Origin of the sequence: Plantibacter sp. Mn2098 (genome assembly GCF_049319745.1) — a bacterium.
Lineage (GTDB): Bacteria > Actinomycetota > Actinomycetes > Actinomycetales > Microbacteriaceae > Plantibacter.
Genome location: NZ_JBMOUH010000012.1, coordinates 123931 through 146647 on the forward strand (window position 1 = coordinate 123931; position 22717 = coordinate 146647).

Below are 22717 nucleotides of genomic sequence, written 5' to 3' on the forward strand. Positions count from 1 at the left end.
TGGCAAGGGTTTCGAGGGGCTGAAAGACCTCGGCGAACGTGGTGACTGATGTACTCGGGTGTTTGATGGTCTTAGAGTCGAACCATGACCGAAGAACCGCGCACCATCGTCACCGTGATCGATCCGTCGTCCGATGCGCTCCTGGCGCAACGCCTCCTCAGGGTGCAGCACGATTCGTATCGGGTGGAGGCGGAGCTGATCGGGGTCGACACGATCCCGCAGTTGCACGAGACGTTCGAAGAACTCATTGCGAGCGGGCTCGACTGGATCGCCGTGGTCGAGGACGAGCAGGGCGGGGCCGCAAGCGAGGTCCTCGGTGCGCTCGCCTGGACCGGAGGCGATGAGGCGTTCGAGATCGAACGCCTCATCGTCTCGCCGGCCTACTTCCGGCGGGGGATCGCGAGGGCCCTCGTTACGGAGGGCGTCGCCCTGGCCGCCGGGAGGCCCGTGTCGGTGTCGACCGGCCGGGACAACCCTCCAGCGCGACGCCTGTACGAGAGCGTCGGCTTCGTCCATGCGGGCGATGTCGAGGTCGCGCCGGGAGTGCACCTCGCTCGCTACGAACTGCGCTGATCGCGTGAACCCGATGGTGCGCCCTGCTGCCGGCGCGTCGACGGCTTCGTGAAGGCGAGCCCCAGGGTCAATTGGATGACGGCCAGTCCGATGAGTGCCAGCAGGGGCATGGTCCAGCCGCCGGTCGCCGCGTGCAGGAGGCCGAAGCCCAGGGACCCGGCGGCCGCCATCGCGTAGCCGACGGACTGCGCGAGCGCGGACACCGCGGTGACCTCGGCGGCACTCGCGCTGCTGCGACTGATCGAGGCCAGGATCAACGGGAAGGAACAGAGCCCGATGCCGATGAGCAGCGACCAGACGAGTGCCCCGGGCGCCGGCGCGAGCAACAGGCCGGCGAACCCCGCGAGCGTGCATGCGGAAACGGCGGTGAATGCGATGCGGGTTCGGGTTGCCGACGACGTGAACCCCAGGATCAGGAACGTCATGGGGATGCCGACCCCCTGCATCACGGCGAGGAGCAGCCCGGCGAAGGCCTGATCGAATCCCGCGGATACGAGGATCGACGGGAGCCACCCGATCATCACGTAGCAGTTGAGCGCTTGCACGGCGAAGTACGCGGTGATGAGCCGACCGAATCGGGTCCGCGCGACATCGGCGAGCGTGACGGCGGCGTGTTGGGCGCCAGGCTTGGGTGCTCTGCCGCTGCGGACAGCGAGCGGCAGCCACGCTGCGGCTGCGAGAGCGGCGGGCAGCGCCCACGACGCCAGAGCGGCATTCGGCGAGGCGACGATCACCGCGATGGGGACGGCGCTCGCGGCCGCGATCGTCGCCCCCGCTGCCATCGCCGTGGTGTACACGCTCGTGAGCAGGCCGATCCGAGCGGGGAAGGCCGCTCGGATGAACGCCGGCAGTGCGACGTTGCACATCGCGAGGCCGAGCATGCCGATGGTCGTCCCTGTGAGGAGTGCCCAGCTCTGCGGCACGCCGCGCGCGGCCAATCCGATGGTGAGTGCCACGAGTGCGCCGACCACGGTCCGTTCCACACCGAAACGCGCGACGACCCGGACGGTCAGTGCGCCGCCGACGGCGAACGCCAACAACGGGATGGTGGTGATCAACGATGCGGTCAGCGCGGTGAGCCCCTGCTGGAGCGCGAGCGAGTCGAGCAGGGCGGCGGCGCTGGAGATCGACGCTCTGAGATTGACGGCCAGGAGCACCACTGCGATGACGGCGAGCGGGCGGGAGGCGTTCCGAGCGGGGGCGAGCGTTGAAGCGAACATCGAACAAAGGTAATACGTCATACCAATTTCAGCAAGCCGACTAGACTAGGCCCGTGAGCCTGGAACCCGCCAATCGAGCACCGATGACCGCCGAGGTCATCGATCGCCTTCGTGAGATGATCGGCGCCGGCCTGTGGGCCGTCGGGGAGCGGATCCCCACCGAGCGAGACCTGTGCGCACAGCTCAAGGTCGGCCGGGGGACGGTCCGAGAGGCCGTTCGGGCCCTCGCCTACGCCGGCATGCTCGACGTCAGGCAGGGCGACGGGACCTACGTCGCCTCGCTGAGCGAGCTGGCCGGTCCCATCCGGCGGCTGCGGGCAGCGGCGGACGGCCTGCACGACCTCCTCGAGGTGCGTGTCGCGCTCGACGTGCAAGCGGCCCGCCTCGCGGCCGCCAGACGGACCGGTGACGACCTCGAGCGGCTGCAGCGCATCGTGTCACTGCGAGCCAGTGCGGCCTCGGACCGAGACTCGTGGATCGAGGCCGACTGGGAATTCCATCTCGCGGTGGCGCAGTCCTCCCACAACGACCTGCTCGTCAGCCTGTATCGCTCCCTCGAACCGCTGCTCCGAGCCGACATGATCGCCGCTTGGCCGCTCGACGGATTCGCAGCGGATTCGATCGATGGGCACACCGACCTCGTCGAAGCCATCGAACGCGGCGACCAGGATCGGGCCGGGCAATGCGCACAGCAGAACCTGGACCGGACGTCGGACTGGGCGCGCGGCCTCGACTGAGGCTCGCGCCGGGCGACTCGGCATCGTCGCCCGACGCGATCAGCGGTGGCGCCGGCGAGTGGTGGCGCCCACCGCTGTGGCGCCCGCGGTGAGCAAGAGGGCGGCGGAGACCAGAATCGGCAGGAGCGTCGGCCCGGTCGCCGGCAGCACCTTCGCGTCGGAGTCGGCGGAAGCCTCGCCGTCCGAACCTTCTCCGTCCGAACCTCCTCCGGTCCCGGGCTCACCGGAGTCGTCCGCCTGCTCGACGCGCACCTGATCGACCGTCCAGAACGAGCCGTTCGACCCCGTGTATGCGAAGCCGAATCGCACCGATGACGCTCCGGCGGGAAGCGCGACGCTCAGGTGCTCGACCCGGTTGGCCGATGCCGTGTACGCGGCGACCTCGACCGGTTCGCCGTCGTCGAATGATGCGAGCACCCGCGCCTGCTGCGTCGGATCGTGCTGGTAGTTCGTCGCGAAGGAGAGGTGGACGTCGCCGTCGCCGTCGAGCGGGTACGCCGGCGAATGCAGCGTCGAGTCGAACGGGCCGGCATGGTGCGGTGCGTCGTCCCATTCGTCGGAGTCGGCCACGGCGAAGACGTCGCGATTGTGCACACTCGTCTCGCGCCCCTGGCCCAGGTCGACGTTGGTCCAGAACTCGTCGGTCGTGAACGACCAGCCGCGCCATTCGGTCACGCCGCCGGCCGGCATCCGCGAGCTGTCGATGCTCCACCCGTCCGGTCCGTCCTGGGTCCAGCCGAGGCGATCGGCCGGTGCCGACTCGTCGACCGCAGGGCGGAGCGCATCCCGGAGGGAATCGAACGGATCGACCGGCAGCATGCCGAACGGGGTGCCGTCGAGCTGCCACGCAGGATCGATCGCGACCCCGTGGTGTGTGAGGAGCGATGGGGCGATGTCGACGAGCTTCGTGTCGTACCTGGTCGAGCCCGGTTCGATGCCGCTGCCGGTGGCTGCGAGGAACACGCCGCGTTCGCCCTCGGTGTTGCCGCCGTGGCCGCCGGACGGGGTGTGTCCGTGGTCGGTCGTGACGACGATCAGCCAATCGTCGTCCGCGTAGGTCCCGCGGCCCTCGACGGCGGCGAGCAGCTCGCCGACGGCTGCGTCGACGCCTTCGATGGCCGCGAGGTACTCGTCGGATGCCGCGCCGTAGTCGTGCCCCGCGATGTCCGGCTCGTCGAGGTGCACCATGACCGCGTCCGGATCGGTGTTCGCCAAACGGTCCGTGACGGTCGCAACGGTGCCGGCGTCATCGGAACCGATGCGCTCGTCCACGGCCGGCCCGAATACCGAGACCGCCACCGGGTCCCAGGACGCGACGACGAGCGTCGACGTGTCGGGGGCGGCGGTCTCGAGTCGGGTGAGGTAGTCGGGGTAGGCGGCGAAATCCGAACCAGCGAAGGTGTTGTCCACCACACGGTGCTTGTCGGACCAGGTTCCCGTCGCGATGGTCGACCAGCCGGGGCCGGAGACCGTCGGCGCCAACGGTTCGGCCGGGAGATTGCTCGTCGCCAGCATGCCGCTCGCGATGAGTCGATCGATGTTCGGAGTGTCGGCATCCTGCAGGCGGGAGAACACGAGTCCATCGGTGCCGATGACGAGGCTCTTGGGGGTGCGGGCGCCCGATCGGTCATCGGTCGCCGCCACTGCTTCCGTGGCGGTTGCAGCCGTCGCGCCGCCCGCGATCGTGGTGATCGCAGCAGCGAGCAGCGTGGTCGTTGTGGCCTTGACGATGGTGACGCCGCGACTTCGGAATGCGGTGGATGTCGGGGTGGGACGTTTCATCGGTGATGGCTCCTCATCGGATCGACTCGCGGGCAGGAGTGCACGCATCCTCAGTCTGATGCCAGATGATGAGTTGTGAGATGGTCAGCTAGATTGTTCAGCTTGTGCTGGCAAGAATTCACCTGCCGCTCACCGGGTGGCTCGTCGGTGCCGCCGGTCAGCGCCCCCGATCGGCGCTCCCGATCAATCCGCCCCGAGCGCGTTCAGTGCGACGGCAGCTGCGCGGGCGATGAGTGCGTCGTCGTACGAAGCGTCCTGCGTGGAACGGCTGGTGAGGATCGAGAGCGCCACCGGTGCCGACCGTCGTCCGCTTGTGGGCGGCCACAGGATCGCGATGTCGTTCCTCGTGCCGTAGGAGGCGGCGCCGGTCTTGTCGCCGACGGCCCATCCCTCGGGTGCCGCCGCCCTGATGAGTGCGCCGCCGGTGGTGTTCCCCCGCAGCCAGTCGCTCAGCAGGGCGCGCTGCTGCTGAGCCAGCGCGTCGCCGAGGACGTAGCGCGACAGTGTGGCGGTGAGTGCCCGGGGAGTGCTCGTGTCCCGCGGGTCCCCCGGCGTCGCCTCGTTGAGATCCGGTTCGATGCGGTCCGCGCTGATCGTGTCGTCACCGACTCCGCGCAGAATGGTGGTCAGCCCGGCGGGTCCGCCGAGCTGTGCGAACAGGAGGTTGCCGGCGGTGTTGTCGCTGTGCTGCACCGCGGCCGTCGCAATCTCTCGCAGCGGCATCCCCGTGTCGACGTGCTGCTCGGTGATGGGGGAGTATGTGACGAGGTCGTCCGCCGTGTAGCGGATGACGACGTCGAGCGCTTCGATCGAGCGGGTCTGGAGGACGGCTGCTGCCGCGAGCGCCTTGATGGTCGACGCGAACGCGAACCGTTCATCCGGACGATGCTGCACCACGTCTCCGGTGCCCGTCTCGACGGCCTGCACCCCGAGCCTGGCGCCGAACTCCTGCTCGAGCGCCGCGAATGCGGCGGTGGCATCGATGGTGCGGCTCGATGGGCGGGGTGCCGCCGTCGACCCGCGTCCGGAGGCGCCCGCGGACGGGGAGGCGCATCCGGCGATCGAGGCCACCGCCCCGAATGCGGCGACGGTGAGGACGGTGCGGCGTGTGGGGTGGGTCGTCATCGGTGCTCCTTGATCGGTACCTGGGTACCGGGCAGGGTACATCGCTGAACTGATGTTTTCTCGGGTGGGATTTCTTATGGTCGATGGATGATCGACGTACGAGAACTCTCCAAGTCCTTCGGCGCCAAACGCGCCGTTGACGACGTGACCTTCACGATCCGGCCCGGCATGGTGACCGGGTTCCTCGGCCCGAACGGGGCGGGGAAGTCCACCGTGATGAAGCTGATCATGGGGCTCGAACGGCCGACATCCGGTTCGGCGGTGATCGGCGGCGCCTCCTACGCGTCGCACCCCGCCCCGATGAGCGAGGTCGGCGCCCTGCTCGACGCCGGCTGGGTCCACCCCGCGCGGTCAGCGAGGAATCACCTGCGGGGGCTCGCCATCACCCATCGGTTCGGACGTGCCCGCGTTGAAGAAGTCCTGGATCTCACGGGTCTCGCATCGGTCGGTTCCACCCCGGTCCGGAAGTTCTCCCTCGGCATGAAGCAGCGATTGGGGCTCGCCGCCGCGTTGCTCGGCGACCCGGAGGTGCTCATCCTCGACGAACCCGTGAACGGCCTGGATCCGGACGGGGTGATCTGGATCCGCACCCTTCTGCGAGAGCTCGCGGCAGAGGGGCGCACCGTGCTCGTGTCATCGCACCTGATGAGCGAGATGGAGCAGACGGCTGATCGGATCATCGTGCTCGGGCGGGGCCGGGTCGTCGCGGACGGGACGCTCAAGGAGGTCATGGGGTGCAACGAGGCCGCCGTCGTTGTGCGCACGCCGCAGTCCGGGGTGCTGTTCGAGATGCTCCGCGGCGCCGGTGCGACGGTGACGGATGCCGGGAACGGGGCGATGCACGTCGTGGGGGTCGGCATCGAGGACATCGGCAGGCTCGCGGCCAGCGCATCGCTCACCCTGTTCGAGCTGCGCGCGGTCGACGGATCGCTCGAAGACGCGTACCGCGCACTCGTGGGGGACGATGTGGTCCATGCCGCCGGCGCCCGGAAGGAGGCCGGACGATGACCCCGCGCCGCAGCACACACCAGGCCGCGCATCGGCACCGGGTCACCGTGCTCAACGCGATCTGCTCCGAACTGCACAAGATGGCGACCCTTAGGGCGGGCGTCATCACGCTCTTGGCGTTCATCCCCGTGAGTCTCCTCTTCGTCGGCATGGATGCCGTCGGGAACTCGTTCATCACGCAGGACGCCGCGGCGAACCTGCCCGTCCTCACGACGATGCTTACGCTCGCCGTGCCCGTTGGGCAGCTGCTCGCGATCATCGTGAGCGTGCTGAGCATCAGCGGCGAGTACTCGACCGGGCAGATCGGATCGACGCTCGTCGCCGTTCCGCGTCGGGTGCGCGTGCTCGTCGCGAAGGGCGTGTCGGTGGCGGTGTGCGTGTGGGTCGTCGGCTTCGTCGGCGTGCTGGCGTCCTCGGCCATCGCCGTGCCGGCCATCATCGCGGTCGGGCCGCTCCCTCCAGCAGGGCAGGTGATGTCGAGCATCCTCATGACCGCGGCTGGTGCCGCGACGGGGATGGCTTTCATCGCGCTCATCGCGCTCTGCATCGGCGGGGTGCTCCGCAGCGTCGCGTTCTCGATCTCGGCCGCGTTCGGGCTGATCCTCGTACTGCCGGGGCTGATGTCGCTCGCTCCGATCGCCTTCGTCCGGGATCTCGCGAACTACACGCCGACGACCGCGGCTGATGCGCTCTCCAGCGCCGTTCCGCGGATCGCGCCGGAACTCGGGCTGGCGGTCCTGCTCGGGACGGTGGCAGTCGGGGGAGTCGTCTGGGCGGCCGCGCTGGTGCGCCGAGATGCCTGAGCAGAACCACAACGAACCCAGACAAAGAACGGATAAGAACCCATGAATCATCTGTCACGGCGACTCAGCGTGAAACTCGGCGCTGAAGGCGATTTCAACGACGTCGATGAAGTCACCATCGAACTTCCCAACGGCATCAGCGTGACACTGCTCCCAGGATGGGAGGGCGCGGCGGAGGTCGCGGCGTTGATCGAACTGCACGATACCGACGACGTGCAAGCAAAATTCGTGATCTATCCCGGTGCGTTGAACCAATTCAGCTTCGGCGCGGTCCTGCTCCCCAAAGCGCGCGCGGCAGAACGACCGGATGGGCCGTCCTCCTCGCAGGTGACCGGGTCATGATGCGAGGAAGACGGGTCATCTGGTCGCAGGGGATTCACGTCCTGCCACGCGTAGGCGATTGCGCGGAGACTGGCCGCGTCGGCCTCCTGGATCTCATCAATCAGAATGACGAGGCCGGAGCCGCCGTCGTTGAGAGCATGCCTCTCTTCAACGCGTGTTTATACTTTGACCGGAAGTATAAGAACACGTGTCAATCGCCTCCTTGTCGGACTCGTCGCGCTCGTGCGCCGGGACGCCTGACCGAGCGGATCGGACCGCCCGATCAGGTTCCGGTCACTTCGCGAGGGCCTCGATGACGGCGGTTGCGACAGCCTCGCTCGACTGCGGGTTCTGTCCGGAGATGAGATTGCGGTCGCGGACGACGTGACTGGACCACGCCGGACCGCTCTCGATGATCGCGCCACGCTCGGCGAGGGTGCGCTCCACGAACCACGGCGACTGTGCCCCGGTTCCGCCTGCGAACTCCTCCTCGTCCGTGAACACCGTGAGGCGCCGTCCGGAGAACACGAAGCTGCCGTCGGCACGGGTCGCGCTCAGGAGACCGGCCGGGCCGTGGCAGAACGGGGCGATGATCGTCCCGGCGCCGTCCGCATCGGCGAGGATCCGGCCGAGGTCCGTGTCGAACGCGAGATCTGCCATCGGGCCGTGGCCGCCAGGCAGGACGACCGCGTCATAGTCGGCTGCGGTGACGTCCGTGAGGTCGACCGGGTGCGTGAGCTCTGCGTCGATCGAGGCGAGATAGGCCTCGAACTCCGCGACGCGCGTCTCGTCTCCGACGACCGCCGCGCTGAGCGAGCCCTGGTCCGGCCGCGGGCGGATGCCGCCGGGCGTGGCGAACGTGATCGTGTGACCAGCCGCGAGCAGATCGCGATGGGCGACGACGAGTTCTTCGGCCCAGAACCCCGTCGGGTGCTCCGTGCCGTCTGCGAGGGTGAGTGAAGTGGCGGCCGTGACGACCATGAGGATGGAGGACATCATTTCCTTTCGACCGGACCAGTGTTATACCGCGTCCGGCGCTCATCGATCGGAATTCTTTGGGCCGTCATCGGGAGGTCGGCGCGGTCAGCCGAGGATGTGTTCGAGCGCGGCGCTCAGTGACCGGACCGCCCCCTGCCGGTTGCCCTCTCCGGTACGCCTGGCCAGATACACGGTGTTGAGCGGAGCGACCGACGGATTGTGCAGTGCGACGAGCGCACCGGAGTCGAGGGCGTCCTGCACCAGGTACCGGGGCAGCACCGACATCCCGGCACCGGCGAGCACTGCTGCGAGCACACCGCGGAGGTCCGGGACGATCGCGGCGGTCGTGACCTCGTCCGGGCGTCGAGCGAATTCCGTGCGCCAATAGCGGCGGACGATCGGCAGGTTCGTGGCGTAGGCGACGACGGGGATGTGTTCGAGCGACGCCGGCGCGTCGATCCCGGGTCGAGGATGCCAGGCCGGCGCCCCGACGAGCACGAATTCCTCGTCGACGAGCGGAGCCGCTTCGACACCGCGCACCCGCGGTTGGACCGCGCTCACGACGACATCGAGCGACCCGGTGCGCAATTCCTCGAGCAACGGCTCTGCGAGACCGAACGTCACGTGGATCGGGGCGCCAGCGGCTTCGAGCAGTTCGGGGAGCCGGGGCAGTACGAGGGTCGTGAGCAGTTCTGCTGGGCCGCCGAGGTGGACGGCACTGGGCGCACCTCCGGCATCGACGCTCAGTGAGGCGATGTCGTCGAGCGCGTCGATGTGCACAGCCACTTCGCGTGCGAGTGCCGCCCCCTTGGTCGTGACCCTCGCGCCGGAGCGGTCGCGCACGAGCACGGGGTAGCCGAGCGCCGCCTCAAGCGCCTGCACGTGCGCCGACACCGTCGGTTGAGAGACGCCGAGGAGGGCGGCGGCGTCGGTGAACGATCCGGTGCGCTGCACCGTGAGGAAGGTGCGGAGGTGGTCGAGATCGTGGAGTGCCATCAGGAGGCCGATTCTCGCATCGCACAGCCGTCCTGTCACGCGGCCCGCCCTCACGGCGAGTGCGTCGCTTCGTGTCCCCGCTCGGGTTGCCCGCGGTTCCGGTGGCGACGGTCCAGGTCGGCTCTGCTGCGGTCGTGATGCTCCTCGTCAGCCCGTGGATTGCGGGCGGACCGGTCGCGCTCACACCGTCGGTCGCGATCGCGATGCTCCTACTCGGGGTCTTCGGAACCGGGCTGGCGTATGTGTGGAGCGCGAACATCGTCGGCGGTTGGGGTGCGACCCCCGCGTCGACCGTGACCTATGTGGCTCCCGTCGTCGGCATCACGCTCGGTGTGGTCGCCCTCGGTGAGACGCTGCACTGGTATCAGCCGGTCGGCGCGGCGGTCGTGGTCCTCGGCATCCTCATCAGCAGCCGATGATGAGGAGCCATCCCGCCAGCGCAGACAACGAGATCAGCAGCACGGGGATGGTGAGGACGATGCCCGTGCGGAAGTACCGACCCCAGCCGATGTGGATGCCCTTCCGGTCGAGGACGTGCAGCCAGAGCAGCGTGGCGAGGCTGCCGATGGGGGTGATCTTGGGGCCGAGGTCTGAACCGATCACGTTGGCGTAGACCATGATCTCGTGGGTCAGGCCCGTTGCGCCGGCCGCACTGATCGCGAGCGCCGCGATCAGGACCGTCGGCATGTTGTTCATGATCGACGCGAGGACGGCGACGACGACGCCGACACCGAGTGCGGTGACGAGCGCCCCGTTTCCGCTGATCGCCGAGAAGACGCCGGCGAGCTCGTCGGTGAGTCCCTGATTGCGGAGCCCGAAGACGACGAGGTACATGCCGATGGAGAAGAGCACGATCTGCCAGGGCGCCTCGCTGACGACCTTCTTGATCGAGATCGGACGCAGCGAATCGGTCGAACCGGTTGAACCGGTCGAACCGGTCGCACCGCCGGTGCCGGGGACCGTCGCCCTCGCAAAGAGAAACGCCGGCTTCCTCGACGCGACGATCCCGAGGGCGAGCGCACCGACGCCGGCGATGGCCGACAGCGGGATGTGCAGCGGTTCGGCGGCGAAGTAGCCGATGAGGAGGAAGCCCAGGACCACGAACCCCGCCCGGAACGTGAGTGGGTCGTGGATCGCGGTGCGGGGATCGGCAAGGTCCGTCGGGTCGTATCGGCGCGGGATCACCCTGCGGAAATACAGGAACAGCACACCGAGACTCGCGGCGACGGTCACGATCCCGATCGGGATCATCACGGCCGCGTAGCGTGCGAAGCCGATGTCGAAGAAGTCGGCCGTGACGATGTTGACGAGGTTGGAGACGACGAGCGGCAGGCTGCCGGCGTCGGCGATGAATCCGCACGCGACCACAAACGCGAGCGCCGCCTGCGGAGGGAACTTCAGGGCGACCAGCATCTGGATGACGATCGGTGTGAGGATCAGCGCGGCGCCGTCGTTGGCGAACACCGCCGCGATCACCGCTCCGAGCAGCACGATGAGCACGAACAGCAGCCGCCCATTGCCGCGTCCCCACCGGGCGACGTGGAGCGCAGCCCATTCGAACAGCCCGGACTCGTCGAGGATCAGCGAGATGAGCACGATGGCGACGAACGCGAACGTCGCGTTCCACACGATGTCCCACACGGTCGGGATGTCGGACAGGCTGACCACCGTCGTCAGCAAGGCCAGGACGGCGCCCCCGAGTGCGGACCAGCCGATGCCGAGTCCTCTGGGCTGCCAGATCACCAGGACCAGCGTGACGGCGAAGACCAGTACGGCGACGACGGTCATTCGGCGGAGCCGTCCCCTGGACGGGCCGCGCGACGCCACGCCTGGGTCGCGACCTGCACCGCGTCCCACGGCGAGCCGAGCGGTGGTGTGTACGAGAGGTCGAGATCGCTCATCCCGTCGACGGTCATGCCGTGGTGCAACGCGGTGGCGAAGGTGTCGGCGCGCTTCGCGATCTCGGCACCGCGGGTGCCGACGAGTTGCGCGCCGATGAGGAGCCCGTCGCGGGTGTCGCCGGTGATGCCAATCGTGATGGGCGTCGCCCCCGGGTAGTAGGCCTTGTGGTCGTCCGCGATGGCGGTGCTCGTGCGCGGGGAGCGGCCGACGCCGACGGCCTCGTGATCCCGCAGTCCCGTGCGTGCCGCCACCAGGTCGAAGACCTTCACGACCTGGGTGCCGAGGCTGCCGGCGAAGCGTGCGTCGCCGCCGATCGCGTTCTCGCCCGCGACCCGTCCCTGCTTGTGGGAGGTGGTCCCGAGGGGCAGATAGGTGACGCCGAGCAAGCGGTGGTGGGTGACGACGCCGTCGCCGGCAGCCCACACGTTGGGCAGGCCGGTCCGCATCCGCTCGTCGACGACGACCGCCCCTCCGGCACCCGTTTCGGCGCCGGCCGCGGTCAGGAGGCTCGTGTTCGGCCGCACGCCGACGACCACGAGGACCAGTTCCGCGGTGCGGGTGAAGGCCTCGCCGTCGCGAACGCCGGAGACGGCCAGAACTCCGTCCTGGCGGTCGATCCGCTCGACGCGGGTGCCGGTGACGACCTCGACCCCGTGAGCGGTGAGCTCGTTGTGCACGAGGGAGCCGAGCTCTGGATCCAGGGTGGAGAGCACCTCCGGGCCGCGCTGCAGCTGGGTGACGCGGAGCCCGCGGATGGTGAGCGCCTCGGCCATTTCGAGTCCGACGTACCCGGCGCCGACGATGATCGCGGTCTCCGGCTGCCGCTCGTCGAGGTATCGCTCGAGGGCGAAGGTGTCGCCCATCGAATGCAGCACGTGCACGCCGTCCGCCTGGCCGAGCGTGTCGAGTCCGGCGATGCCGGCCGTCGACGGGGAGGCGCCGGTCCCGACGACGAGTTCGTCGTAGGCGATGGCCTCCTCTTCGCCGTGCCGGTTCCGGACGGTCAGGCGTCGTCCAGCGACATCGATGCTCGTCGCGAGCGTGTCGAGTCGCAGGCGCATGCCGGTCGCTTCGAGGTCGGCGTGTGTGCGGTGCGCGAGGGATTGCCAGGGCTGGACCTCGCGGGAGAAGAAGTACGGGATCCCGCAGATCGAGAAGTTGGGGTAGGCGTCTGCGACGACGACGGTCACGTCGACCGAGGGGTCGAGTTCGCGGGCGCGGAGTGCCGTGGAGATGCCGGCGTCGCTTCCGCCGATTGCTACGAGGTGCATGGGGGCCTTTCGGATGTGGGGTCGGCAACATCTTGACCGAGGAAGTTATTTCAGTCAAGATTGAAACAATGAAAACTGTACGAACTGAATCCATCGAGGCCCGGGCAGCGAAGCACGCGGCACTCAGTGAACCGGCGCGTCTCCGACTGGTTGATCTGCTCACCCTCGGCGACCTCTCGCCATCGGAGATCCGAGTGGCGCTCGGCGCTCCAGCGAACCTCGTCACGCACCACCTGAACGTGCTGGAATCCGTCGGCATGGTCACCAGGACCGCCTCCGAGGGGGACAAGCGGCGCAGCTACGTGCACCTCACCGCCGAGGCGCTCGACGGGCTCGTGCCGAGGATCGCCCGGGAAGCGACGCGGGTGGTGTTCGTGTGCTCCGCGAACTCGGCGCGGTCGCAGCTCGCCGCCGCGCTCTGGCGGCGCGCAAGCAGCATCCCGGTCGCGTCCGGCGGCACACATCCAGCCGATCGGATCGCCGCAGGGGCGCTCGCCGCCGCGGTCAGGCACGACCTGTCGATGCCGTCGACGACTCCGAGCGGGCTCGATGCGGTGCTGACGGGGACGGACTTCGTCATCACCGTGTGCGACAACGCGCACGAGGAGATCGGCGTCGTCGGCGACTTGCACTGGTCGATTCCGGATCCGGTGCGCGTCGGCACCGAATCCGCCTTCGATGACGCGTACGAGGAGCTCGAACGACGCATCGGAGAGCTCGCCCCCCGGCTCGCCGCCGCCTGAGCTGCGCTAACGACCTGCCCGCAGGCACTGCTTGATGATCTCCTGAGGAGCGTCGGCGGGCAGCTTGATGCTTTCGCCCGAGCGAGGGTCGGCGACGTCCACACCGTTGTCGCGCAGGCATTTCGCCGTCTTCTTCTCGGCTGCGGAGATGTCGTCAGCACGGATCATCGGGCCCTTCGGCTCCGGCATCGGGCCGAGTTCTTGTGTGCACTTGTCGCGCGCGTCCTGCGTCGTCTGGAAGTCGCTGGCGTCTCCGCTGAAACTGCCGGACTCGCCGCCTCCCGGCGCGGGGTCTGGGTAGTCGATTCCCTGGTCGCGCATGCATGCGGCGAACTTCAACTGCCAGTCGTCCGCCGCTTGTGCGCTGTGCGGTTCTGCTGACTTCGTCGGCCCGGACGCCGTGCTGCAACCGCTGAGCGGCGCGACGAGTACAGCTGCCGAGACGGCGACGAACAATCGGTGTGCGCTCCGTGACGACGTGAGTGGGTTTCTGATCATGATGCCTCCAGGTGATGGTGTGGGCGCAGGCAATCACTGGCTGCAAGGACCATGTAACGACATGCCGTGTAACGGCCGCGTCAAAACACCCGTGACGGCTTCCCGACCTTCGTCGTCCGCTCGGCCGGCGAGCATGGGCAGAGCGGACGACGTCGCCTGGATGGGCGATCGGACCCGCGCGGATCAGACCTGCGCGGGGGCTCGACCGACCTGGAGCACCTGCTCGGGGATGGCGCAGCAGGACCCGCCGAGTGACGCACCCGAAGCATCGAACAGACCTGCTCCGCCGCACACCCCGGTCTCGGGGAGGGCGAGCTCCTTGCGCCGCGCCGCCTCGTGGTCTCCGGCCAGGGCGGCGGCGACGGAGCGCACCTGTTCGTAGCCGGTGAGGGCGAGGAAGGTGGGTGCGCGGCCGTAGGATTTTGCGCCGACGATGTAGAAGTCGGATTCGGGTTGCGCCAGATCCAGGGCGCTGGTGGCCGCGACGGATCCGCACGAGTGGATGTTCGGATCGACTTCTGCGGCGATGCGCGCCGGCGCCTGCAGCGTCGGATCCAGCTCTATCCGCAGCTCCGACAGGAACGACAGGTCCGGCCGGAAGCCGGTGAGCACCACAACGCGGTCTGCGGCCGGAAGGCTCCGTCCGTCCTCTGCGATCACGACCGCCCGGTCACCGTCGGGGAGCACCTGCTCGATGCGGAAACCGGTGACGAGGTTGATCAGGCCGCCGTCGACGAGCTCTTTCGCCGTGATGCCGAGAGCCCCGCGTGCCGGCAGTTCGTCGGCGTCGCCGCCGCCGAAGGTGTTCCCGATGCTGCCGCGACGCAGCACCCAGGTGATCGTCGTCTCCGGGTTGCGGCGTGCGATCCGGGCGAGCGCGATGACGGCGGTCACCGCGGAGTGGCCGGATCCGACGACGACGGTGTGCGTGCCCTCGAAGTCTGCTCGATGGTGGAAGTCGGGGATGCGATAGCCGAGCAGCTCTGGCTGGTCTCGCTCGCCGAGCGCCGGCAGTCCGTCGGCCCCGGCTGGATTCGGTGTCGCCCAGGTGCCGGAAGCGTCGATCACCGCGCGCGCGTCGAGGCGGTATTCGGTGCCGTCCGCACTCTCCACGTGCACCGTGAACGGCTGTTCCGCGCGACCGGAGTCCACCAGTCGGTCGCGACCGCGCCGGGAGATGCCGGTGACACGCGCCCCGACCCTCACCCGGTCACCCAGCGCCTCGGCGAGCGGGGCGAGATAGGCGTCGATCCACTGACGACCGGTGGGATAGCCCGTCGTCGGTGCTGTCCAACCTGTCGCGGCGAGCAGGCGGGCCGCCGCAGCATCGATCAGTTCGGGCCACTCCGAGAACAGGCGGACGTGCCCCCACTCGGCGACGGCCGATGCGGCGGACCGGCCGGCTTCGAGGACGAGCACCGGCACATCGTGTTCCACGAGGTGTGCGGCGGCCGCGAGTCCCTGCGGACCTGCGCCGACGACGATCACGGGCAGTTCATTCACCATGTCAAGCTCCTATCGACAAACATCAATACATCGAGATTGATCGATACATCGACAGATGTCAATACGACGTGCGAGAATGGAGCATGACCACTGTGATCCCCCTGCTCCCGTCGGATGCCGAGGCGTGCTGCACGCCGGTGACCGGCGGCATCCTCGCGGTGGAGGAGGCCGAGCGGATCGCCCACACCTTCAAAGCCCTCGGCGACCCGACCCGGCTCCGACTGCTGTCGCTCATCGCGGCCGGCGAGGGAGGTGAGGCCTGCATCTGCGACCTCACGGAACCCGTCGGCCTGTCCCAACCCACCGTCTCGCATCACATGAAGATGCTCGTCGACGCCGGTCTGGCGACTCGCGAGCAGCGTGGCCGTTGGGCCTACTTCCGGGTCGTCCCCGACGCCCTCGAACGTGCCGCGAGGGCGATTCAGCCCTGAGGGACGGCCGATGCCGCCAGGCGGACCGGGACGAGCGCTCGCCGATGATCTGAACCGGACTGCATGAGGCTGATGGACAGGGTGATCTCCACCTCGCCTGCCACCTCATCGCCCGCGCCGGTGTTGCGCACCGGGATGCTGAACGGCAGATCTCGGTCGATGAACATCGCCCGACTGTCTGCGCCTGTCCGCGTGAGGGTGTACTCGATGGTCGAACCCTGCATCGTGCACGAGGCGGAGAATCCGACGTAGCGGTCCGGGAGTGTGCAGACGTCCGGCGTCCCGTCGGTGGGGCTCGGGAGATACGCCAGCCCGGGTGGCAACGTCACACGGTACGTGATCGTGTCGCCGGTGGTGATCGCCATCGGCCAGACGGAGTGCCAATGCTCGCCGGGGAGCGGATCGGGAGACCAGGTGATCGCGCCCTCCTTGGGCGCCGTTCCGCCGCTCGAATGTGTGAAGGCGTCGGTCTGCCACACCCCGAGGCTCGACGAGGCTCCGGCAGGAGACGGGTCGGTCGGGACGTCCAACACGGCGCGGCGGAAGGACGAGTTCACCGCATACCGGTTGCTCGACGACAGTTCCACAACGACTTGCTGCGTACCGGCGGCGACCGGATCCGCTGCCCTCACCCGTACCTGGAACCCTCCGGAGAGGTTGGCGTTCGGAACGTCCTGCAGCGCGGTCACCGCGACCGTGACGACGGTGCCGCCGTTCTCGTCGGTCGTGCTCGTGCATGAGGGTGTTCCGAGCAAGCCTGCGAGGCCGGGCCCCCAACCGTCGTCGATGCCGTCGCACCAGTTGCGCATCGCATCGCCCTGTTCCGACCCGGAAGGATCGGTCATGACGGTGAAGCCCGTGCCGAGCTGGAGCGCAGCGGTCACGGTGTCACCCGCCTTGATGATGGAGCTTGCCGGGCTGCCGGCGTCCGGACGGAAGAACCCGAACGTGAGCCTGCCCGTGCCGTCGCTCGCGAGCACCTCGCCGAGGTACGGGGTGAGCGCGAGCGTGTGGACGCCGATGCCGCCTCTCGCACTGGGGAACAGATAGAAATCGGGCGACGGCAACACTTCCCAACGGGAGCGGGAACCGAGCTGTTCCATGTCAGCCGACAGTCGCACGTGCACGCCGATTTTCCTGGTGTTCCCCGAACTCGGATGCGAGTATGTGCTCACAACGGGGACGCGCGCATACTCGTCGATCGGGTGGTCGTTCACGATGGCGGGGCCAGTGCGGGTTGTAATCAGTTTCACTTGGTAGCCGTCCGCTTCGCAGCGGATGTCGTAGCCGTCGAGCTTCCGCGTGCAGGCGTTGACGACCGTGCTCATCGGATCAGGGTGGGGGTCGTAGACGAGTCCTCCGCGTGCACCGCTGACCAGGTCTGAGGTGTAGGTGAACGACTCACCGGTCTTCATCGTGACGCCCCGGTTCGTTCCATTCAGGCCGGTGCTGATCCGCAGGTAGCCCTTGTCCCCGGTATAAAAAGCGACATCCTTGCTGTTCCCGCGGTCATCGAGCACGTATGGAGTCAGCGAGGTCAGGCTGGACGCTTGGCCGACGCGGGTGGTGAAGGGCAGGTCAGCCGCTTGTGGGCGACGGTGGTCTGCGTCGTCGGGGAACCGGATCGTGACGTGGGCGGTGTCGGTTCCGTCGACGAGACCGGCGGGCGCGATGACGCCGATCGTGTGGTGTTTGAGTAACCGCCAGGCGCGTTCGGTGTTCAGATCGGTCTTCGCCGTCATCGTCACCGTCGCCGTAGCGGCACCCGTGGGGTGCGCGACCGTGCTGCACGTGATGGTGACGTAATCGCGTGCCTCTGACTTCTCGGTGGGATTGCACCAGCCGTACTCGCTGGTGAAGCGGAGCGATGCCGGCAGCTCCGCGATGACCTCGATCTGCTCACCTGCTCGTACGTCCGGGTACGGTTTCGGAGCCACGGACGCTGGGCCGTCGTAGATGTCGAAGGTGAACGCGCCTTTCGCACCGTCCACCCAGGCAGACCCGAGGTAGGGCGCGAACTTCGCATTGTGCAAGCCGTACGGATCCTCACGCGTCGGGTCGGAACTGAACCGGTTCCCCGCGATGGTGCTGCGCTCGGTGCTCGCGGCGCCGACCGTGCCCGTCGGCGAGGACGTCAGGGTTGAAACGGCGAGGAGCAGAGCCAGCGCGGTGATGGGTCGACGTCGGCTCCTGGTGCGTGGACGCTCGGGCGCGGTGTGGGTCATCGGGGTGCTTTCGGGGTCGGAGCGTGCGAGGTGTTCCGGCGGCGGGCGCTCCAGAACAGCAGCGCGCCGGTCAGGACGGCGAGGAGCGCGGTGGGGAGGAATCGGAGGCTGTCGACGCCGGTGGTGGACAGGCCGTCGTCGCCACCGCCAGGGGTGGTCCTGGCATCGAAGGAGTGGAACTGGAAGTCGACGATCGTGGTCGCGGCGTCCATGATGGGCGCGTCCATCGGCAGGAGGACACCGATGCAGACGGTCCGCGTCGAGCCGGCTGGGACGGCCTCCTGGTCGACCCGCTGCACCTCGGTGAACGCGAGATGCGCCGCGCCGTCCAGGATCGTGTCGTCGCAACTGGCGTAGTCGCTCGTCGCGTGCAGACGCAGATGTTCGAGTCGGTGGTCTTCGGGGGCCCCGGCGGAGAGGAGGACGCTCAGCTGGACGTCGAGATCGATCGCCGAGGTGTTGGTGAGCGTGACCTCGCGAGCCTCCGGGACGCCCTGCGCGAGTTCGACGTCGAACAGTGCGCTTCCGGGGGTGACCACGAGCCCGCCGGTGGCGTGCGCGTCGGGGTTCGGCTGGGCGTGCGCGGTGGCGGTGAACCCCGTCGCGAGCGTCGCCGCGAGGGCGAGGGCAGCGGCGGGAACGGCTGCGGATCGGGTCATTGGCGGGTTCCTGTCGAATCGACGGCGGTACTGCTGCGACTGGTGTCGGCTTCGGCGCCGGGCGCGGTGCTCGCGTCGTCGCTCGTTGGCGGCTGCCCGGCGGCACGACGTCCGCGGGGCTTCCTCGGGGCGGAGAAGAGGAGCGCCGGGAGGATGAGCGCAACGAGCGCGATCCGCCCGAAGAGGTTCTGGGTGAGGTGGTAGACGGAGGCCGCCGCTCCCTGGATCGCGAACCGCGGGGTCCCCATCACCTGTGATGCGGTGATCGGGCTCGGGTCGGCGATCTCGTTGCCGTCGCCCTTGAGGATGGCGCCGTCATCGGTGATCTCGTGGACGCGGTGCACGTACTGCTGGGCCTTGTCGCCAGGGGTGAAGGTGGCGATGACGATCTGCCCGGGTGTCTGCAGTTCCATGCCGGTCGGCTGCTGGACCGCGAGGATGTCGTTGATCTCGTACGTCGGGCGCATCGAGGGGCCGGTGACGGTCATGAAGTAGTCGCCTGTGATGCGCTCCCAGGCGAAGGGGGCAGCGAGCACGATGAGCGCGGCGACGGCGATGAGTCTGGCGGCGAGCAGGGTGAGCTTCATGGGTCCTTCGCGATGGCTCGTGGGGAGGGCGGTTCCGGGGCCACCGATGGCAGCCCCGGAACCGGGTGCGGACTACGGGGTGGGAACGAAGATCGAGTCGAACTGGAAGTCGACCGTCGCCGTCGCGTCGCCGCCGATCGTCGGGTCCCAGTCGCTCGTCTGCGCCACGAAGACGTCGACGCGGACCTGGACCGACTGGCCCTTCGGCACGGTGATCTGGTTCGCTGCAGCGAGACCCATGTCGGCGAGCTTGCCTGAGCCGTGGGTCGCGCCGTCGAAGTTCACCCGCGTCGACAGGGCGTTCGTGAGCAGGTCCGACTTGTTGCCGTCGGCGTGGACGAGGGAGCCGATGTTGACCTTGGCATCCTTGCCCGTCGTCGCGTCGGTTTCGTTCGTGATGAGGAAGTACTTCGACTCGACTTCGCCGGCGACGGAGCCGGTGAACGTCGCGTCCATTGGGTCGCCCGTCACGGTGATCTCAGCCGGCGGCTCGGTGACGGCCTGGCTCTTGAACGTGTTGCCGAAGATCGTCGACTCTGCGGTGACGAGTGCGCCACCGGTGCTGACGCCGGCGATGAGGAGGACTGCAGCGCCCGCGATGAGGGCGCGTTTGCGGGTGATCGTGGTCATGTGATGGGTCTCCAAATAGTGCCGGAAAAGACTCCGGCGAGAGCGGGAATGGGCGGCTTCTCGTGAAACCACAGATAGTGTTCCATTAAAAATAATGGAATGCCAGTTAGGTTTGAGCTGTAAGATTTCAGGCGTGAAGAAGGGCGGCTCTGCGGGCTCAGAGAACCCGCACAACCGCCCTGAGGATGAGATTTCGGCCGCCCGGTCGGGGCCGGACGCGGCTACGCGATGAGACGTGTCGCAGCGCACTCCCAGAGGCGCAGCTCGACGTCGTGGTCCTGGCCGAGCTCCTGCTGCAGTTCACGGCGCAACCGCTGAGCCTCGATCCGGTGCTCGCGCTCGTGCTCGCAGGTGTCCCAGCCCTCCTCCCAGTCGTAGTGGGTGTTGAAGAAGGCCGCCCAGGCGAGAATACGAACGACCAGGTCCTCCGTCAGTACCCAGTCGGCCGGCCGTGTGCGATCGCGGCCGTGGGGGCCGCCCCACACGGGCCAGTCCAGATTGAACTCGTTCATGAGGTGCACACTGATCGCCATTTCGGCTCCCTTCGTCGATTCGCCGTCTGCCGGCGGTCGATCCCAGTGAACGTCAGCTGAGGTTGCGAGAGTGTCAAGCGTGGGTGCGGGTGCTCACCGATGCCGATGCCGATGCCGGTGCCGGTGCCGCTGCCGATGCCGGCTCCGGCAGGGCGGCGATCGTGTCCTGCAGGATGGCGGCGGCCGAGGTGCGCTCCGCGGTGGATGGACGGAATCGCACCGCGACGGTGAGGCCGCCGTCCGGGTTCACTGCGACGTCGAGCGGAGCATCGTGAGCTTCTGCGATGTTGACCGCGAGGGTCAGGCCTAGCCCGTGCCCGCGGGGCCTCGTGCTGGAGGCTACCCGACCCGATCCGCGGAAGAACGGCTCCGTGAGTGCCTTCGCCGTGCACTCGTCGATGAGCTCGCCGCCGTTGGACACGGCGACCCGCACGAGCCCGTCAGACCGGTCGGCGGTGATGCTCGCGTATCCTCCCCGCATGTTGTGGCGGACGGCGTTGACCAGCAGATTCGTGAACAGTCGTTCCAGCAGCACGGCGTGGCCGTCGACGATCAGCCGATCGCGGGGATCGACGGCGACGGTGACCCCAACCGCTGCGGCGTGGGCCTCCGGCTGCACTGCGGCGCTCGCAGCGGTGATGACCGCGCCGAGATCGACGGGTTCGACCGCGAGCTCACCGTGGGTGCTCTGCGCGAGATCGAGCAGCGCTTCGACCGTCCTGATGCTGCGATCGTTGGACAGGTCGAGCCTCGCGATGAGGCGTTCCACGTCGACATGCGGGTCGTCCTTGGCGAGTTCGAGGATCGCCTTGGACGTGGTGAGCGGTGTCTGCAACTCGTGCGAGGCATTCGCCGCGAACCGCTCGTAGGCCCCGAAGGATCGCTGGAGTCGCTCCAGCATGTCGTCGAACGTGTCGGACAGTTCGGTGAACTCATCACGCGGCCCCGTGAGACCGATCCGGTGGTTGAGCGATCCCTGCGAAGCGATGCGTGCCGCCATGGTGAGTCCGTGCACGGGTTTCAAGAGCCGCCCCGCGACGATCCAGCTCGCGACGGCGCCGACGAGGAGTAGCACGATGAGGATGCCGCCGGAGCTGGCCACGAGCACCCAGAGCACGTCGTCGGCGCTGCGGATGTCGATGGCGGACCGGAGGACGTCGGCAGGCGCTCCAGGGGCGGGGCTTGCAGTCGGGTCCAGCGGATCGCCCTGGCTGCTCGGCGGACCGGATGCCGCGGACGATTCCGGCACCGGGCGGGCGACGGAAGCGACGAACGAATAGCTCGGCACGAACCGCATCACCAGATACAGGGCGAGGATCATGGCCATCCCACACGCCGCGAGCAGTCCGGTGAACACCATCGTGAGTCGTGCGCGGGCCGTGATGCGCGGGCGCCAGGTGAGGACGGCCGGTCGCTGTGCCTCCGGAGGTGCGTCTGCGACTGCCGGGTCCGGCGCTGCATGACGCGACATCAGTCGCCCACCACGCGGTAGCCGACGCCGGGGATCGTCTCGATCACCCAGGGGGAGCCGAGGCGTTTCCGGAGTGTTGAGATGACGACGCGGATCGAGTTGGTGAACGGGTCTGCGTTCTCGTCCCACGCCTTCTCCAAGAGCTGTTCGGCGCTCACCACACCACCGTCGGCGCCGAGGAGGATCTCCAGGACGGCGAACTCCTTCCGGCTGAGGTGGATGGGGAGGCCGTCGCGGGTGACCGTGTGCTTGAAGACGTCGAGGCGGACGCCGCTGCGCTCCAGCACTGGCGGTTTCGCGTCGCCGCTGCGCCTGCCGAGCGCGCGGAGCCGCGCGATGAGCTCCGTGAACTCGAACGGTTTCGCGAGGTAGTCGTCGGCGCCGAGCTCGAAACCGGTCACCTTCTGATCGGTCCGGCGGGCGGCCGTGAGCATCAGCACGCGCACCGTAGAACCGTTGCGGGCGAGCGTGGCGCACACGTCGTCGCCGTGGGTGCCGGGGATGTCGCGGTCCAGGACGACGGCGTCATAGTCGTTGACGGACAGCGATTCGAGGGCCAGGTCGCCGTCGTGGACGACGTCGACGGCCATCGCCGCCCGTTCGAGGCCTTCGCGGATGGCGTCGGCGAGGAGGACCTCGTCTTCGACGACGAGTACACGCATGGTGGATTCCTTCCGGTCAGTGGAACGATGGGGTCAGAACCTTATTAAGCATCATA

At 68.2% G+C, this 22717-nt stretch carries 24 protein-coding genes; 8 read left to right on the forward strand and 16 right to left on the reverse strand.

Annotated features, from left to right (window positions below; all coding sequences use genetic code 11):
• The first annotated feature begins 84 nt into the window (after nucleotides 1–84).
• Nucleotides 85–573 carry a GNAT family N-acetyltransferase gene (locus ACL9RL_RS17940; protein WP_422781655.1) on the forward strand — a complete coding sequence of 163 codons (489 nt, stop codon included), beginning with the start codon at nucleotides 85–87 and terminating at the stop codon, nucleotides 571–573.
• Here ACL9RL_RS17940 and ACL9RL_RS17945 read toward each other — a convergent pair.
• Nucleotides 558–1793: an MFS transporter gene (locus tag ACL9RL_RS17945; protein ID WP_422781656.1), complete on the reverse strand. Its 1236-nt coding sequence runs from the start codon at nucleotides 1791–1793 to the stop codon at nucleotides 558–560. The two genes, ACL9RL_RS17940 and ACL9RL_RS17945, sit on opposite strands and share 16 nt — an antisense overlap.
• A 53-nt stretch (nucleotides 1794–1846) precedes the next feature.
• Between ACL9RL_RS17945 and ACL9RL_RS17950 the strand changes: the two genes are divergently transcribed.
• Complete coding sequence (locus ACL9RL_RS17950; RefSeq protein ID WP_422781657.1) at nucleotides 1847–2530, forward strand: FadR/GntR family transcriptional regulator; 684 nt, start codon at nucleotides 1847–1849, stop codon at nucleotides 2528–2530.
• A gap of 39 nt (nucleotides 2531–2569) precedes the next feature.
• Here the strand turns inward: ACL9RL_RS17950 and ACL9RL_RS17955 are convergent, their stop codons facing one another.
• Entirely contained in the window at nucleotides 2570–4312 is a 1743-nt protein-coding gene (locus ACL9RL_RS17955; protein ID WP_422781658.1) for an alkaline phosphatase family protein, read from the reverse strand.
• 183 nt (nucleotides 4313–4495) lie between these two features.
• Nucleotides 4496–5437 carry a class A beta-lactamase gene (bla, locus tag ACL9RL_RS17960; protein WP_422781659.1) on the reverse strand — a complete coding sequence of 314 codons (942 nt, stop codon included), beginning with the start codon at nucleotides 5435–5437 and terminating at the stop codon, nucleotides 4496–4498.
• An 87-nt stretch (nucleotides 5438–5524) separates the two neighbouring features.
• On the opposite strand from bla, the gene ACL9RL_RS17965 reads away from it, so the two are divergent.
• Genes ACL9RL_RS17965 through ACL9RL_RS17975 form a run of 3 tightly spaced genes read left to right on the forward strand, consistent with a single transcriptional unit; the run spans nucleotide 5525 to nucleotide 7590 of the window.
• Nucleotides 5525–6445 carry an ABC transporter ATP-binding protein gene (locus ACL9RL_RS17965; protein WP_422781660.1) on the forward strand — a complete coding sequence of 307 codons (921 nt, stop codon included), beginning with the start codon at nucleotides 5525–5527 and terminating at the stop codon, nucleotides 6443–6445.
• Nucleotides 6442–7248 carry a hypothetical protein gene (locus ACL9RL_RS17970; protein ID WP_422781661.1) on the forward strand — a complete coding sequence of 269 codons (807 nt, stop codon included), beginning with the start codon at nucleotides 6442–6444 and terminating at the stop codon, nucleotides 7246–7248. Before ACL9RL_RS17965 ends, ACL9RL_RS17970 begins: the two co-directional genes overlap by 4 nt.
• Before the next feature lie 42 nt (nucleotides 7249–7290).
• Complete coding sequence (locus tag ACL9RL_RS17975; protein ID WP_422781662.1) at nucleotides 7291–7590, forward strand: hypothetical protein; 300 nt, start codon at nucleotides 7291–7293, stop codon at nucleotides 7588–7590.
• A 273-nt stretch (nucleotides 7591–7863) separates the two neighbouring features.
• Here ACL9RL_RS17975 and ACL9RL_RS17980 read toward each other — a convergent pair whose 3' ends face one another.
• A complete protein-coding gene (locus tag ACL9RL_RS17980; RefSeq protein WP_422781663.1) occupies nucleotides 7864–8565 on the reverse strand; it encodes a type 1 glutamine amidotransferase domain-containing protein in 702 nt (233 codons plus the stop codon).
• A gap of 87 nt (nucleotides 8566–8652) precedes the next feature.
• Entirely contained in the window at nucleotides 8653–9543 is an 891-nt protein-coding gene (locus tag ACL9RL_RS17985) for a LysR family transcriptional regulator (RefSeq protein WP_422781664.1), read from the reverse strand.
• A 71-nt stretch (nucleotides 9544–9614) separates the two neighbouring features.
• Here ACL9RL_RS17985 and ACL9RL_RS17990 point away from each other — a divergent pair, with 71 nt between their 5' ends.
• Nucleotides 9615–9962: an EamA family transporter gene (locus ACL9RL_RS17990; RefSeq protein ID WP_422781665.1), complete on the forward strand. Its 348-nt coding sequence runs from the start codon at nucleotides 9615–9617 to the stop codon at nucleotides 9960–9962.
• Here ACL9RL_RS17990 and ACL9RL_RS17995 read toward each other — a convergent pair.
• Nucleotides 9949–11331, reverse strand: a complete 1383-nt coding sequence (locus ACL9RL_RS17995) for an arsenic transporter (RefSeq protein ID WP_422781666.1) — start codon at nucleotides 11329–11331, stop codon at nucleotides 9949–9951. The genes ACL9RL_RS17990 and ACL9RL_RS17995 overlap by 14 nt on opposite strands.
• A complete protein-coding gene (locus ACL9RL_RS18000) occupies nucleotides 11328–12716 on the reverse strand; it encodes an FAD-dependent oxidoreductase (RefSeq protein WP_422781667.1) in 1389 nt (462 codons plus the stop codon). Before ACL9RL_RS18000 ends, ACL9RL_RS17995 begins: the two co-directional genes overlap by 4 nt.
• A gap of 68 nt (nucleotides 12717–12784) precedes the next feature.
• Here ACL9RL_RS18000 and ACL9RL_RS18005 point away from each other — a divergent pair, with 68 nt between their 5' ends.
• Nucleotides 12785–13459, forward strand: coding sequence for a helix-turn-helix domain-containing protein (locus ACL9RL_RS18005; RefSeq protein WP_422781668.1), 675 nt, complete (start codon nucleotides 12785–12787; stop codon nucleotides 13457–13459).
• Between the two features lie 6 nt (nucleotides 13460–13465).
• On the opposite strand, the gene ACL9RL_RS18010 is transcribed toward ACL9RL_RS18005, so the two are convergent.
• Together ACL9RL_RS18010 and ACL9RL_RS18015 are read right to left on the reverse strand one after the other, a co-directional pair.
• The gene (locus tag ACL9RL_RS18010; protein WP_422781669.1) at nucleotides 13466–13957 is read right to left on the reverse strand and encodes a hypothetical protein; all 492 of its coding nucleotides are present in this window, start codon (nucleotides 13955–13957) and stop codon (nucleotides 13466–13468) included.
• 183 nt (nucleotides 13958–14140) lie between these two features.
• A complete protein-coding gene (locus tag ACL9RL_RS18015; protein ID WP_422781670.1) occupies nucleotides 14141–15463 on the reverse strand; it encodes an NAD(P)-binding domain-containing protein in 1323 nt (440 codons plus the stop codon).
• Nucleotides 15464–15546: 83 nt separating this feature from the next.
• Between ACL9RL_RS18015 and ACL9RL_RS18020 the strand changes: the two genes are divergently transcribed.
• Entirely contained in the window at nucleotides 15547–15894 is a 348-nt protein-coding gene (locus tag ACL9RL_RS18020; protein ID WP_422781671.1) for an ArsR/SmtB family transcription factor, read from the forward strand.
• Here ACL9RL_RS18020 and ACL9RL_RS18025 read toward each other — a convergent pair.
• From ACL9RL_RS18025 to ACL9RL_RS18055, 7 genes are all read right to left on the reverse strand, one after another.
• Nucleotides 15885–18119 (reverse strand): hypothetical protein, encoded by a 2235-nt coding sequence (locus tag ACL9RL_RS18025; RefSeq protein ID WP_422781672.1) that lies wholly within the window; start codon nucleotides 18117–18119, stop codon nucleotides 15885–15887. The two genes, ACL9RL_RS18020 and ACL9RL_RS18025, sit on opposite strands and share 10 nt — an antisense overlap.
• Nucleotides 18116–18778, reverse strand: a complete 663-nt coding sequence (locus ACL9RL_RS18030) for a hypothetical protein (protein WP_422781673.1) — start codon at nucleotides 18776–18778, stop codon at nucleotides 18116–18118. Before ACL9RL_RS18030 ends, ACL9RL_RS18025 begins: the two co-directional genes overlap by 4 nt.
• Nucleotides 18775–19365 (reverse strand): S24/S26 family peptidase, encoded by a 591-nt coding sequence (locus ACL9RL_RS18035; protein WP_422781674.1) that lies wholly within the window; start codon nucleotides 19363–19365, stop codon nucleotides 18775–18777. Before ACL9RL_RS18035 ends, ACL9RL_RS18030 begins: the two co-directional genes overlap by 4 nt.
• 72 nt (nucleotides 19366–19437) lie before the next feature.
• Nucleotides 19438–19995 carry a hypothetical protein gene (locus tag ACL9RL_RS18040; protein WP_422781675.1) on the reverse strand — a complete coding sequence of 186 codons (558 nt, stop codon included), beginning with the start codon at nucleotides 19993–19995 and terminating at the stop codon, nucleotides 19438–19440.
• Between the two features lie 221 nt (nucleotides 19996–20216).
• Nucleotides 20217–20528, reverse strand: coding sequence for a hypothetical protein (locus tag ACL9RL_RS18045; RefSeq protein ID WP_422781676.1), 312 nt, complete (start codon nucleotides 20526–20528; stop codon nucleotides 20217–20219).
• Nucleotides 20529–20601: 73 nt separating this feature from the next.
• Nucleotides 20602–21999 carry a sensor histidine kinase gene (locus ACL9RL_RS18050; protein WP_422781677.1) on the reverse strand — a complete coding sequence of 466 codons (1398 nt, stop codon included), beginning with the start codon at nucleotides 21997–21999 and terminating at the stop codon, nucleotides 20602–20604.
• Nucleotides 21999–22661 (reverse strand): response regulator transcription factor, encoded by a 663-nt coding sequence (locus tag ACL9RL_RS18055; protein WP_422781678.1) that lies wholly within the window; start codon nucleotides 22659–22661, stop codon nucleotides 21999–22001. Before ACL9RL_RS18055 ends, ACL9RL_RS18050 begins: the two co-directional genes overlap by 1 nt.
• Nucleotides 22662–22717 lie beyond the last annotated feature (56 nt).